The sequence below is a fragment of the Sedimenticola selenatireducens DSM 17993 genome (assembly GCF_000428045.1).
GTDB classification, from domain to species: domain Bacteria; phylum Pseudomonadota; class Gammaproteobacteria; order Chromatiales; family Chromatiaceae; genus Sedimenticola; species Sedimenticola selenatireducens.
Genome location: NZ_KE386615.1, coordinates 26,205 through 38,941, shown reverse-complemented (window position 1 = coordinate 38,941; position 12,737 = coordinate 26,205). Strand labels below are relative to the sequence as shown.

The 12,737-nt window shown below is 61.0% G+C and carries 12 protein-coding genes and 1 CRISPR repeat array; of the genes, 5 read left to right on the top strand and 7 right to left on the bottom strand.

From position 1 onward, the window contains the following. A CRISPR array of direct repeats spans positions 1–1,879; the repeat unit is 32 nt; unit sequence GTCGCCCCCCACGCGGGGGCGCGGATTGAAAC. A gap of 144 nt (positions 1,880–2,023) precedes the next feature. Beyond that, positions 2,024–2,875 (top strand): DNA ligase, encoded by an 852-nt coding sequence (locus tag A3GO_RS24705; protein ID WP_084610270.1) that lies wholly within the window; start codon positions 2,024–2,026, stop codon positions 2,873–2,875. Positions 2,876–2,894: 19 nt separating this feature from the next. Here the strand turns inward: A3GO_RS24705 and A3GO_RS0119595 are convergent, their stop codons facing one another. From A3GO_RS0119595 to A3GO_RS24700, 5 genes are all read right to left on the bottom strand, one after another. Next, a complete protein-coding gene (locus tag A3GO_RS0119595) occupies positions 2,895–3,818 on the bottom strand; it encodes an MBL fold metallo-hydrolase (protein ID WP_029134839.1) in 924 nt (307 codons plus the stop codon). Between the two features lie 171 nt (positions 3,819–3,989). Then, the gene (locus A3GO_RS0119590; RefSeq protein ID WP_245621798.1) at positions 3,990–4,652 is read right to left on the bottom strand and encodes a 2OG-Fe(II) oxygenase family protein; all 663 of its coding nucleotides are present in this window, start codon (positions 4,650–4,652) and stop codon (positions 3,990–3,992) included. Between the two features lie 25 nt (positions 4,653–4,677). Then, positions 4,678–5,052, bottom strand: coding sequence for a VOC family protein (locus tag A3GO_RS0119585; protein WP_037376129.1), 375 nt, complete (start codon positions 5,050–5,052; stop codon positions 4,678–4,680). 198 nt (positions 5,053–5,250) lie between these two features. Further along, a complete protein-coding gene (locus A3GO_RS0119580) occupies positions 5,251–5,916 on the bottom strand; it encodes a cytochrome b/b6 domain-containing protein (protein ID WP_029134836.1) in 666 nt (221 codons plus the stop codon). A gap of 5 nt (positions 5,917–5,921) precedes the next feature. Then, a complete protein-coding gene (locus A3GO_RS24700; RefSeq protein ID WP_245621797.1) occupies positions 5,922–7,637 on the bottom strand; it encodes a tetrathionate reductase family octaheme c-type cytochrome in 1,716 nt (571 codons plus the stop codon). 209 nt (positions 7,638–7,846) lie between these two features. Here A3GO_RS24700 and purE point away from each other — a divergent pair, with 209 nt between their 5' ends. Beyond that, on the top strand, positions 7,847–8,347 hold the full coding sequence (gene purE, locus A3GO_RS0119565) for a 5-(carboxyamino)imidazole ribonucleotide mutase (protein WP_029134834.1): 501 nt from the start codon (positions 7,847–7,849) through the stop codon (positions 8,345–8,347). 12 nt (positions 8,348–8,359) lie between these two features. Then, entirely contained in the window at positions 8,360–8,926 is a 567-nt protein-coding gene (tsaC, locus tag A3GO_RS0119560; RefSeq protein WP_029134833.1) for an L-threonylcarbamoyladenylate synthase type 1 TsaC, read from the top strand. A gap of 342 nt (positions 8,927–9,268) precedes the next feature. Here the strand turns inward: tsaC and A3GO_RS24695 are convergent, their stop codons facing one another. Further along, complete coding sequence (locus tag A3GO_RS24695; RefSeq protein ID WP_051302679.1) at positions 9,269–10,006, bottom strand: MlaC/ttg2D family ABC transporter substrate-binding protein; 738 nt, start codon at positions 10,004–10,006, stop codon at positions 9,269–9,271. A gap of 269 nt (positions 10,007–10,275) precedes the next feature. Beyond that, a complete protein-coding gene (locus A3GO_RS0119550) occupies positions 10,276–10,617 on the bottom strand; it encodes a thioredoxin family protein (RefSeq protein WP_029134832.1) in 342 nt (113 codons plus the stop codon). Between the two features lie 156 nt (positions 10,618–10,773). On the opposite strand from A3GO_RS0119550, the gene hemB reads away from it, so the two are divergent. Further along, complete coding sequence (gene hemB / locus A3GO_RS0119545; protein WP_029134831.1) at positions 10,774–11,787, top strand: porphobilinogen synthase; 1,014 nt, start codon at positions 10,774–10,776, stop codon at positions 11,785–11,787. A 58-nt stretch (positions 11,788–11,845) separates the two neighbouring features. After that, positions 11,846–12,658, top strand: a complete 813-nt coding sequence (gene aroE, locus A3GO_RS0119540) for a shikimate dehydrogenase (protein ID WP_029134830.1) — start codon at positions 11,846–11,848, stop codon at positions 12,656–12,658. Positions 12,659–12,737: the final 79 nt, after the last annotated feature.

The following is a 12,737-nucleotide window of genomic DNA, read 5'->3' as shown; positions in this document are numbered from 1 at the left end:
GTCGCCCCCCACGCGGGGGCGCGGATTGAAACCCTTGATAAATACTATAGGCCCAATGGTCCTACAGTCGCCCCCCACGCGGGGGCGCGGATTGAAACCTCTTAATAGTCGAGATGTGCCCGGCCGCATGCTGTCGCCCCCCACGCGGGGGCGCGGATTGAAACAGCGCGAGTGTCGCGTAAACCTTGGCCTCGATCGTGTCGCCCCCCACGCGGGGGCGCGGATTGAAACACCGTCACGCAGCCAGGAGCGGGCCGTAATACGCGTCGCCCCCCACGCGGGGGCGCGGATTGAAACCTATTAAGATGGTTTTCTATCACCCTGTCAACGGGTCGCCCCCCACGCGGGGGCGCGGATTGAAACACTGGCGTGGCGGTGTGCCGGTCAAGGCCTATTAGTCGCCCCCCACGCGGGGGCGCGGATTGAAACGTTTCTATCTCGCACCTTTTCCCATTCGTGGTATGTCGCCCCCCACGCGGGGGCGCGGATTGAAACTTCAATAGCCGTCACGTTGACGGGCTCGTCCTTATGTCGCCCCCCACGCGGGGGCGCGGATTGAAACAAAAACGCCCGTATCTATCAGATCACCAAAACCGGTCGCCCCCCACGCGGGGGCGCGGATTGAAACCAGGCTACGCGGATCGGCGCATGCCCGCGAACCGTCGCCCCCCACGCGGGGGCGCGGATTGAAACACGTTGATAGCCTCACCCGTCATTGCATGGCCCTGTCGCCCCCCACGCGGGGGCGCGGATTGAAACGACTCCCAATAATCGCAACAGCTGTTGGTCATGGTCGCCCCCCACGCGGGGGCGCGGATTGAAACCCTGGACGGTGTAGACCGGCTGTTGCATGGTGCCGTCGCCCCCCACGCGGGGGCGCGGATTGAAACAGGGCCGTTTATCACAGTAAGCAAATACTCAAACGTCGCCCCCCACGCGGGGGCGCGGATTGAAACGGACCTGATCTTCGAGGATGACGGCACCGTGATCGTCGCCCCCCACGCGGGGGCGCGGATTGAAACACCCACATATCAAACTCCTCGCATAACAAATCTGTCGCCCCCCACGCGGGGGCGCGGATTGAAACAATGATGCCTTGCCTTGACTGGCCACGATGAATAGGTCGCCCCCACGCGGGGGCGCGGATTGAAACCAGATGACCCGAATTGCTGAGTGCGCTTCTGGGCAGTCGCCCCCCACGCGGGGGCGCGGATTGAAACTGCCGAAACGGTGAATCAACATCGCGCCACTTACGTCGCCCCCCACGCGGGGGCGCGGATTGAAACAAAAAACCGACGCGGGGCCTCGCGCAACTGGATGCGTCGCCCCCCACGCGGGGGCGCGGATTGAAACATCGAGGCCGAAATTGAAAGCATGGAGGCGGATGTCGCCCCCCACGCGGGGGCGCGGATTGAAACCTGGCAGGAACGGTGGCGCCAGTTCCGTGCCTTGTCGCCCCCCACGCGGGGGCGCGGATTGAAACCTGAGAAATCCAACGCGTGCCTGCTGCCACTTGTGTCGCCCCCCACGCGGGGGCGCGGATTGAAACCGGGGTCAGGCCCTTGCTGGGATGCTGGGCAAACGTCGCCCCCCACGCGGGGGCGCGGATTGAAACTACCGGGGCGAGGGGTCCGCCGAGGAGACGATGGGTCGCCCCCCACGCGGGGGCGCGGATTGAAACACACATCGCTCGTTACCCCCTCTCCTCGAGGGCCGTCGCCCCCCACGCGGGGGCGCGGATTGAAACGAGATTATCCCCAGCGTAGCCACGGCGGGCGATTGTCGCCCCCCACGCGGGGGCGCGGATTGAAACCTCTCCCTGCTGTTGCATCCGGAAGCGATAGCTGGTCGCCCCCCACGCGGGGGCGCGGATTGAAATAACTACCACACCGCGTTAGCGTGTGCGATGTGGTTCGCCTAAACTGTTGAGAGTGAAGGCCCCGGTTAGTCGAACCGCTGGTTCCGGATACCGCATAAAATTCACCCATTGCTACATTGCGCAACAAAAGGAGCTTGTTACGCCATGAGACTCTCTCTTCATTTCTCTTTTTTAATGCTGTGCCTGATTGGTCTGTTCTTTCCCGGCAGTCCTGTCAACGCTGATGCGCCCAAACTGATGCTGGCGACGGTCTGGCATCCAGGCGATGACCCGACCGGCTGGTGGCTGAGCGAGAAGTACGACGGGGTGCGCGGCTACTGGGACGGCACGCGGATGCTGAGCCGGGGCGGTGAGGCCCTTGCGCTACCGGTAACTTTCCGTACCAGCCTGCCGCCATTCCCGGTTGACGGTGAGCTATGGGCCGGGCGTGGCCGCTTCGCGGTGACGCTGGCGACCGTGCGTGACCGCAAACCCGGTCCGGGCTGGAAGGAGGTCCGCTACCTGATTTTCGATGCGCCGGGACAGGCGGGACCATTTGAGGAGCGCATTAAGGTGATCGAGCAGTGGTTGGCGCAACAGCCACCTTCCTCCGTCAGGATAGCAACACAGACCCGCTGTACGGGACGGACGCATTTGGAACAGGTGCTGGATACCATTGAGGCGCAGGATGGCGAGGGGGTCATGCTGCGCGCTGCCGCCTCCCCCTACCAGTCGGGACGCAGCGAGCATCTGCGCAAGTACAAGCGCTTTGACGACACCGAGGCAAAGGTGGTGGGTTACAACCCCGGCAAGGGTAAGTACACAGGGATGGTGGGTTCACTCAAAGTGGAACTGCCGGACGGCACCCGCTTTGCCGTCGGCTCGGGATTGAGTGATGCCGAACGGCGCGACCCGCCTTCTATCGGCAGCACCATTACCTTTAAGCACCACGGCTGGACCCGCCATGGCAAGCCGCGTTTTCCGGTGTTCTGGCGCATTCGCGGCGTGGCCCGCTAGAGGGTTATTCGCCTCCCAGCTACTCCCATTCCAGCTCGGTGTATACCTGTTGGGCGTTTCTTCCCGCCAGGGTTTCAAAATTGAGCAGGTAATTGTAGCGGGACTGGTCGACGGTACCGATTTTTGAAATGTCCCCGCCGTTGCCAAAAAACTCCGCCACGCTGTTGCGTAAGAACTTCAGGTAGCCGTAGGTATCTGCATCAGCCTTTTCGAGTGTGGTGGGGTGGCCATGGCCGGGCACTACCACATCGGGTGCAAAGGCCGCCATGGATTCATAGACCTTGATCCAGCTTTTGCTGTTGGACTGGCCGCCCACGCCCAGCATGCGCTCGGTATAGACGATATCGCCGGTGAACATCACCTGCTGTTCGGGCAGCCAGATATAGCTGTCACCCGGCGTGTGCGCCTGCCCGGCATGGTAGATTTCAAACGCCACGCCACCGGTCTCAAACCGGGTTTTATCGCCGAAGGTCTGGTCTGCATAATTCGCCTCGGTTCCCGCCAGCCCCTCCTGGCCGACCAGGTTGCCCAGCAGGATGAACTGGTCCCGACTGCGGGCCCGCTGGTCAGCCACCGCATCCGCACTGGCCAGGACCTGGGCGCCCTGCTGTTTGAAATAACCGTTACCCATCCAGCGGTGGTCCTGACCGCCGCTGTTGATCACCGTGACAACGGGTTTATCGGTGACACTCTTGATCACCCGATGGAGTCGCTGCGCCCCCTGGAAGGTACCGCCGGAGTCGATCAGCACAACACCGGCCGAGGTGACGACAAAGCCAAAGGTGGCATTGTTGCCCAGGTTCTCCGGTGTGCGGTTCCCCAGCTCACCGACAATTGCATAGACATTGTCGGCAATCTTCTGCAGTGCCAAGTCATCCGCCGCGCTTGACGGGCTGGTTAACATGAACAGCATGACTGGGAGGAGGATACGGATAATTTTCATATAATTTTTTTGACCTTTTACTGACTACACCCGGGTATGGGTCGATCCATTTGTACACGCCAAGGGTGTCCAGTCAAGCCACGCCCAAACAGGGAAAACAGTGTCGGGGCTGGTTGGCATGACCGGGACATGATGTATTGGCAACCCGCCTGGGAAATCCGCTCCCGCCATTCACCACAAGGGCTTGCCCAGCTGTTCGGCAAAGGCGGAAAACATCATGTTGAAGCTGATACTGATACGCTCGCTGTCACTGCCGTTGGCATCGACCGAGTGTTCCAGCCAGGCGGGAAAGAGCAACAGGCTCCCGGGTTCTACCCGCACCACGACCTGATCGGTATTGGCTGCGGTCAGCGCTGTGACAGGCGGACGGATGATAGCGGTCTGTACCCGGGGATCGTGGAAGTTGATGGTGTCGGCACCCGCGGGGACGCGCAGATAATAGACGCCACTGAGGTAGTTGTTGGGGTGGCTGTGGCTGCGGTGGGCCGCGCCCGGAGGGTTCACGTTGGCCCAGCAACCGGTGATCTCGAACACGTCATAGCCAATCTTCAGATAGCGCAGGACACTCGCAATACTCTCATTGATGCAGCCTATCAGGGTGGCGCACTCCTGCTGCCGGTGCAGATCCTGTGGCGACTGCCAACCCCGGTCCGTTGCCCGTTCCGCGGGCGCGGGGCGGAGCCGGTCGAGCAGCGGGACAAGCTCGCCGCTTACCCGCTCCCGGGCCTCCGTGGTCAGATGGAATGTCCAGACCGGGGTCGGGAACAGGCCGAGCTGTTCCACCTTCGCCATCCAGGCTGGCGGCCGATTTTTGATCCCTGGGCCTTCTTTCATGCGCCCCTCCGGATGCCCCCGGGGGTTATACCGGATTCTTCCCCACGTGGCTGGAGAGTACCCGAATGCGGTTGCCGGCCGGCTCCTGGATATTGAAGCTGGCATGGATTTTACCCGGTTCGATGGGTGAGGGATTCAGTCCGAGTTCGGCAAACCGGCGATGAGTCGCCTCCAGGTCATCCACCATCAGATCAAAATCGGCCTCGGCCGGGGTGAGCTGTTTTACCAGAGAGAGGACCAGGTGAGTACCGCCGCGCAGTTCAAAAACCGCGTATTCATCGCCCTGGGTCACCGGGCGCATACCAATCTGCCGCATGAACCCGGCGGTCTGAGCCAGCCGGTTGGTCGCCAGGAAAATATGACCCACCCAGAGCGGGGGCCGCTGATCGGTGTTATCCATCGCCATCACCTCTAACTGACAGACTGCTTCTTAAGCATAGTCCGTAGCAGGCGGGCCGATGACTCGGCCCATGGCTGTTAACCGAATCGATCGATGGCGCCCACGGGGCGCCCTACGGGTGCGACCATCGTAAGGGAGAGCTGGCACCCGGCTTGTATCGGTCAACCGCATCAATCACTACCAATACACGCCCATCCGTTACTCCTTCAGCCGTTCCGGATGCTCCTCGGCCAGATAGGCGCGCTCCACCTCGGTCAACTCGACGCGCTCGACGCCGCTGATCATGGTCTTGATGTAGTGCAGCGGGGTCTTGCCGGTGGTGGTCATGTAGATGTGGATAATGACGAAGGTGACCATCAGGAACGCCGCTGCGGTATGCAGAAAGGCGACCACGAACAGGCCATTGGCAGCGCCGGGGATCTCGTTCCAGAGATCGTACAGCAGGTAAATAATGCCGGTGAGCCAGAGCGCCGGACCGATCAGCACCATGAAGGTGAGATAGGCCAGCCCCTGCAGGGCATTCTGTTTGCGCCGCAGGGTCTTTTTGTGGGGATGATCCTCACCAAACAGGATACCCCAGGCGTAGTAGCGGATGACCGCGAACAACCCTTTGGTGTTGGGCAGGAACTGGCGCCAGTTGCCGGTGGTGAAATTCCAGAATGTGGTAAAGATCCACAGCAGGATCAGTGCAATGGCAGCGAAGGTGTGCAGCATCACCGCCTTGGAAAACGGCAGCAGATGGTGGGTACCGTGCAGGCCGAAACCGGTGAACGCCAGCAGGAAAATCAGCAGGGCCTGGGTCCAGTGCCAGAAGCGTTCATAACGGGTATAGATGGTTACTGCATGTTTCTCTCGTTTTGCCATGTCGATTACTCCCCGTCCTTGCAGTGTTCAGTGACCCGCTTCTTGCACATCACAATCCTCACCATGCCGTGTCCAAGCGCCACCAACAACGCACCGATCACGGCCATATAGCCGAGTATGTCGAGCCAGCCGAAGCCGTCACGTCCCGGCATGTAGAAGCCGTTCAGCTCACTCAGGCGACCCTCTTTGGCGTGGCACTCGGCGCAGGCCAGCGCCTGCTCCTTGGGGGCCACCATGTGGGTGATGGGCCAATAGGAGACAGTGTCGATAAAACCGTGCTCCCCGGAGTAGGGTTTGCCGTTCCTCTCCATGCCCACCTTGATGGCGCGGCCGAAATCGTAGTTGCCCCAGAAAGAGTCCGGATCATCGCCCCACAGGTGCATGTAGACCAGGGTGTTGTTGCCCTTGTCGTAGGGCTGGGTGGTGTGCATCTGCTTGAACGGCCAGATGCGGGATGCCGGGTCATCGTAGGCACCGTTGAAGCTGTTGATTTTTACCGGGCCCGCTTGCGGGTCGAATTTCGTGTCGATGGTGGTGTAGTTCATCACACCGTCAAACCAGGCGTAGCTGGGCTTCAGGTTTTCACCGTATTTAAAATCACCCTTAATCGATTTGTAGGTGGCGCGGTGTTCGCCGTTGCCCTGGGTGTACTCCTTCAGCTTGAAGCCTTCACCGTCCTTCAACTTGCCGGCGGTTCGCCAGTCCCAGTCGGTCTTGGTGGCGACACCGCCACGCGCAAAGGTGGGGATATGGCAGGTCTGGCAGGCGACCCGGTCGGTGTGCCCGTTAAGCTTGACCGCTTTCAGGTTGTTGCCCGGATGGGGGGTGTCGCCGTGGCAGCTTTCACAAGTGGCCACCTGACGACGCTGTCCCGGCTTGCCGGTGCCCTCACTGTCCTTGGCATCCATGTTGTAGCGACTGCCGGACCACTGGTGTCCCTCCCCCTGGTGACACTCGGTACAGCTGAAATTGAGGCCCTGGGCGTCCATGTGCACATCCAGGGCCTTGTCCGGATGCTTCAGCGATGAATCCATATCACCATGCTTGACCCCGTCGCCACCGCCCCCATAAAAGTGGCAGGTGCCGCAGTTCGAGCGGTCGGGCAGGGCCACGCTCTGCGCCACCTTGGCCCAATCAATTGGCTGCTTGCCCTCGAACATGACGGAGCAGGCGGCATTACCCTGGGAGTTGGGGGTCCGGTAATAGCTGCCGGTGGCGTCATGACAGACCAGACAGTCGATGTTGCCCTGATCGCTGAAATCGAAGCTGTCGTCCTTCCAGCCATAACCGGCGTGACACTGGGCACACATCCCCTCGTTGCCCCGAGCATTGGTGCAGAAATTGTTGACCAGGTGCTTCTTGCCCAGAGTCTGGCCGGTCACCGGATGCTGGTATTCCCAGGTCCAGTGAATGCCTTTCATAAACTGATGACCCGCCTCGTTATGGCAGCCCAGGCACGCCTTGGTCACCTCCGGACCACTGCCGAAGGGTCCCTGCAGCTCCTTGAACTCCGCGTGATCGGCGGTGGAACTGCTGACCCGGACCACGGCCGGAGGGTCATCCGGCGACTTCAGGTGAGACTGGCTGGTATCGGCATATTCGTTAATACCCCGCTCGATCTCCGCCGCCGCATGGGCATCCGCCAGGATAAGCAAAGTGGGAAACAGCAACGCCAGCAACCAGGCCGCCGGATCGACTAATCGCTTGTTCGCATACATCATCGACACTTCCTTTGATTTATCAGCCAGTGCAGGAAGCCAGCTCCTGCACTATTTTTCCTATATGAACAGAGAAACCCTGTTCAATGCATTGATAATTCATAAAGAATGTGATTCTTTTCTCCCTGACAAATCGAGTTGGGGCGTAGCCTGGCAAAATAAAATCCGGTATCGTTGCCTGCTCGTTTTTAATTGATTTTGGGTAGTGAATCATGAGCAAACCTTTTATCGCAGTTCTGATGGGATCCGACTCGGACCTGCCGGTTCTTCAGTCTACGATGGATGTTCTCAAGTCCCTCGGCATCCCGTTTGAGGCAAAAATCACCTCGGCGCACCGCACCCCGGACGTCACCCACAGCTACGTGAAGGACGCCGACACCCGGGGCTGTGCCGCCTTTATCTGCGCCGCCGGACTGGCCGCCCACCTGGCCGGCACCGTGGCCGGCCTGACCCTGAAACCGGTGATCGGCATCCCGCTGGACGCCGGCCCGCTACAGGGCATGGATGCACTGCTCTCCACCGTACAGATGCCCGGCGGCATTCCGGTAGCCACCGTGGCGGTGGGCAAGGCCGGCGCCAAGAATGCAGGCTATCTGGCGGCACAGATTCTGGCCTTGTCGGACCCCGATCTGGCAACCAGGATCAGGGCAGACCGCGAGGCCAACGCAGCCGGAGTTATAGAGAAAGACGCCAAACTGCAGGCATCCCTCTAGACCAGGCGACGGATGAGCCATCCGATCATCCCCTGGAAACTGCGCGAGGCCGCACGCTGTGTCCACAGCGGCGGCCTCATCGCTTACCCCACCGAGGCGGTCTTTGGCCTGGGTTGCGACCCCCTGAACGAGCAGGCCATGGAGAGACTGCTGAAATTGAAGCAGCGGCCGATTGCAAAGGGCGTGATTCTGATCGCTTCCGATTTCAACCAGCTCCGCCCCTTCATCAAACCCCTGGCCGAGCCATTGATGAACCGGATCTTTGCCAGCTGGCCGGGACCCAACACCTGGCTGCTGCCGGCCGCCGACCATCTGCCATATTGGCTGACCGGGATTCATGCCACCCTCGCCGTCAGGGTCACCGCCCATCCGCTGGCGGCTGCCCTGTGTCGGGCCTGCGAATCCCCCATCGTGTCCACCAGCGCCAACCGCAGCGGCCAGCATCCGGCCCGGTCCGCGCTGCAGGTGCGCCTGCGACTGGGCAATCACGTGGACTGCATCATCCATGCGCCGCTGGGAAAAAGTCGCGCCCCCTCGACCATCCGGGACGGCGCCACCGGCCGGATCATTCGCGGTTAATATCGCATAGGGGCATCACGCCCCACCAAGTCAGGGACAATATGTCGCGGATGAGTGGTCTGGTAGGAGCGGCGCCCTCGCCGCGAATTCGGCCCGGGGCGGGCCTCCTACAGATCAAACCCACTCCGGCGGCCAGCCGTTCCTACAAAAAGGCCACCCTTCATGCGGCAGGTCACCGGGACAGACAAAAAAAAACGGACTCATCTGGGAAGGGGATGAGCCCGAAAGCGCCGTTTTAAGCGCCGGAGGAGTTGCATTGAGGAGCTGAAATGACAGCCCCCTTAATGCGACGATGTACCCTTTGCAACATTGGGTTCAGCCTGGAGACGATCTTCAAAACCTTCACTGGTTATAGCGACTATCCTTGATAAAACTGTAGGCGTTTTTTTGACTTTCTGCTGTTTGTGCAAGGTCCAAATCTTCAGATTGCACTATTGTCAGCCACCTGTTTACCCGGTTGTCGTTGAGTTCGGTAATTCGCTGGATCAGGCCGTGCATACCGCTGCGACGCACCTCTCTGGCAAAGCTGGAGCGGTAATTGGTGATCAGGCTGATCCCCTCGATCTTTACGTCATACGCCTTCCAGTCACCGTCCTGGATGTGCATGCGATAGACCACATCCACCGGCGGCGCACCCGTGCGCTTCACCTGGGTATGTACCGACACGTCACTGTCCCCTTCATTCATGCGCAGTGGGGTGTAGCTGATCTCCCAACCCTGGAATTCCTTGAAGGCAGTGGAGTAAGTCCTGACCAGCAGGCGCTGGAACTGAAGAGAAAACGCCTGTTTCTGCTCATCCGTGGCCCGGCGCCAGTATTTTCCCAGCACCAGGCTGGATACATGTCCGAAATCCACATGGGGAATCAGCACCTCATTGGCCAGTTGATAGACAAATGCCGGATCCTCCAGCATCCGCTCCTGGTTATTCATCAGAATCTGCTGCAGTTGATCCGAGATACGCTGAATCACCTGCTGAGGTCCGGCCAACTCTGTCGCGGCAACAGTGAGTGGCAGGCAGACAAGCAACATCAACAGAATAAACTGACGACGTGCAACTGAAATCAGAGCTGTTTTTCCCATGGTTATTGTCTCCGTAGGCCCTGTTGATCCCTTTCCAGGGTTAATTAGAATCTGTCCCGATAAGTGGGCAACCTAGTCTGTAGCGGACATCCGTTGACTTTCTTGAGAGTGTCCGGGCCGTTTTCCGGAAAAAAGAATCGGCTTCGGATAGGCGCCGACTACCACGGGAAGAGTGTAAGCCGTAGCCCCCAACACCCCTGCACAACTATCCCGAGAGAGCTGTAGGATTTTTCAGAAAGCCGGATTATCGCAATCCGCCCCGGGAATTTTTAGCCCAGATGCTGATCAATCCACTCATCAATCCAGTGGACGGCTCGCGCCCCACTGAAACGGCCCAACTCCTGTTTCCGATAAAACAGGATTACCGTGGGGAAACCCCGCAGGCGGAAATGACCGGCCAGTTTCATGTTGTCATCCACCTCCACCTTGGCCAGCAACACCTCCCCCGCACGCTCGTCTATCACCCGCTCCAGGGCGGGCGCCAGAGCCAGGCAGGGAGAACACCACTCGGCCCAGAAATCCACCAGGATCGGCCGCTTTTCCGACGCCTCCAGCACCTGCTGGTCAAACCCCTCGACATCCACATCAAATATATAGGGTGACTTTTGCATACCCGACTCCACGTACCACCGATCTGCTGACAAAAACCCGGGAAAGATAGCACATCCGGACAACTCTGAGTGGAGCCGCGCAGGGTGGTGCGGTATCGTATGGGACTGTTCAGCATATCCAGACCCTTCAACCGGCTGTACGATGGAGCTTCACCCATGCAGAGTAAAACCGCCCTATCCGCCCGCTATCCCGCCGCCCGTCCCCGCCGCATGCGCCGGGATGACTTTTCCCGCCGCCTGATGCGCGAAAACGGACTGACTCCGGCTGACTTTATCTACCCGGTGTTCGTCCTGGAAGGGAGCGGTGAGCGGGAGCCGGTGACCTCCATGCCCGGCGTGGAGCGCATGAGTATCGACCTGCTGGTCAAGGAGGCCAGGCAGGCGGCCGCACTGGGCATTCCCGCCATGGCGCTGTTTCCGGTCACCCCCCAGAGCGCCAAGTCGCTGGATGCGCGGGAGGCGTTCAACCCGGATGGCTTGGCCCAACGTGCGGTGCGGGCGCTGAAGGACGCCCTGCCCGATCTGGGGGTGATAACCGACGTGGCGCTCGACCCCTTCACCACCCACGGCCAGGACGGCCTGCTGGACAAATCGGGTTACGTGATGAATGACGAGACAGTGGAGGTACTGGTGCGCCAGGCCATCTCCCATGCCGCTGCCGGCGCCGACGTGGTGGCTCCCTCCGACATGATGGACGGGCGCATCGGCGAGGTGCGCACGGCGCTGGAGTCGGCCGGCCATATCCATACCCGCATCCTCGCCTACTCGGCCAAGTACGCCTCCAGCTTCTATGGCCCGTTCCGCGACGCCGTGGGCTCGGCAGCCAATCTGGGCGGCGGTAACAAATACACCTACCAGATGGACCCGGCCAACTCCGACGAGGCGCTGCGCGAGGTGGAACTGGACCTGAATGAGGGCGCCGACATGGTGATGGTGAAGCCGGGCATGCCCTATCTGGATATCGTGCGTCGGGTAAAGGAGAACTTTGGCGTACCCACCTTCGCCTATCAGGTGAGCGGCGAATACGCCATGCTCAAGGCGGCCTCGATGAACGGCTGGCTGGATGAACGGGCGGTGGTGCTGGAATCACTGCTCTGCTTCAAGCGGGCAGGCGCCGACGGCATCCTCACCTACTTCGCCAAAACGGCGGCCGAGTGGCTGGCGGAATAACCATCTGGGGGCGGTGTCGGGCCTGACGCCGCCCCCTTTTCCAATGCAGAACCAGACCATGACCGATAGATACGCCGTCATCGGGAACCCCATCGAACACAGCAAATCGCCACTGATCCACCGGGCCTTTGCCGAACAGACCGGCATGGACCTGACCTATGAGCGACTGCTTGGCCGCCTGGATGGATTCGACAAAGATGTGCGGAAGTTCTTCGCCGGCGGCGGGCGTGGACTCAATGTCACCGTCCCGTTCAAGGAGCAGGCCTGGGCGCTGGCGGATGAACGCACGCCCCGCGCCGGGAGCGCCGGGGCGGTCAACACCCTGGTCCCACTGGACGCTGGACGCCTGCGCGGTGACAACACCGACGGCGCCGGGCTGGTACGGGACCTGAGTGTCAATCACGGCTATCTGCTGAGCGGCTGCCGTATCCTGCTGCTGGGGGCCGGGGGTGCCTCGAAAGGGGTGGTGCGACCGCTACTGGAGTGCGGCCCGGAACAGTTGGTGATCGCCAACCGCACCGCCGACAAGGCGCGCCGGCTGGCCGCCACGTTGCAACCCCTGGGTCCGATACGGGGCTGTGGGCTGGATGAACTGGAGGGTGACCGGTTTGATCTGATCATTAACGGCACGGCGGCCGGTCTGCAGGGCGAGGTGCCGCCGCTACCCAGCGGTATCCTGACAGCCGGCGGCTGGACCTACGACATGGTGTACGCCAGCGAACCCACCGCCTTCGTGCGCTGGGGCCAGCGTCACCGGGCCGGCAAGGCGCTGGATGGCCTGGGCATGCTGGTGGAGCAGGCCGCCGAATCCTTCCTCCTGTGGCGCGGGGTGCGTCCCGACACCGCTCCGGTGATCGCCAGCCTGCGCTGAATACGTCCGTTGGCCGACCACGGGAAACGACTCGCCCGAGGAAGCGGCGGAAGCGGATGGAAAGTTGTAGGGTGGATAA

Excerpts from the sequence above, each read along its gene's own strand:
- hemB (WP_029134831.1), top strand. The coding sequence starts at position 10,774 with ATGCAGAGTAAAACCGCCCTATCCGCCCGCTATCCCGCCGCCCGTCCC.
- purE (WP_029134834.1), top strand. The coding sequence starts at position 7,847 with ATGAGCAAACCTTTTATCGCAGTTCTGATGGGATCCGACTCGGACCTG.
- A3GO_RS0119550 (WP_029134832.1), bottom strand. The coding sequence starts at position 10,617 with ATGCAAAAGTCACCCTATATATTTGATGTGGATGTCGAGGGGTTTGAC.
- tsaC (WP_029134833.1), top strand. The coding sequence starts at position 8,360 with ATGAGCCATCCGATCATCCCCTGGAAACTGCGCGAGGCCGCACGCTGT.
- A3GO_RS24700 (WP_245621797.1), bottom strand. The coding sequence starts at position 7,637 with ATGATGTATGCGAACAAGCGATTAGTCGATCCGGCGGCCTGGTTGCTG.
- A3GO_RS0119595 (WP_029134839.1), bottom strand. The coding sequence starts at position 3,818 with ATGAAAATTATCCGTATCCTCCTCCCAGTCATGCTGTTCATGTTAACC.
- aroE (WP_029134830.1), top strand. The coding sequence starts at position 11,846 with ATGACCGATAGATACGCCGTCATCGGGAACCCCATCGAACACAGCAAA.
- A3GO_RS24705 (WP_084610270.1), top strand. The coding sequence starts at position 2,024 with ATGAGACTCTCTCTTCATTTCTCTTTTTTAATGCTGTGCCTGATTGGT.
- A3GO_RS0119580 (WP_029134836.1), bottom strand. The coding sequence starts at position 5,916 with ATGGCAAAACGAGAGAAACATGCAGTAACCATCTATACCCGTTATGAA.
- A3GO_RS0119585 (WP_037376129.1), bottom strand. The coding sequence starts at position 5,052 with ATGGATAACACCGATCAGCGGCCCCCGCTCTGGGTGGGTCATATTTTC.
- A3GO_RS24695 (WP_051302679.1), bottom strand. The coding sequence starts at position 10,006 with ATGGGAAAAACAGCTCTGATTTCAGTTGCACGTCGTCAGTTTATTCTG.
- A3GO_RS0119590 (WP_245621798.1), bottom strand. The coding sequence starts at position 4,652 with ATGAAAGAAGGCCCAGGGATCAAAAATCGGCCGCCAGCCTGGATGGCG.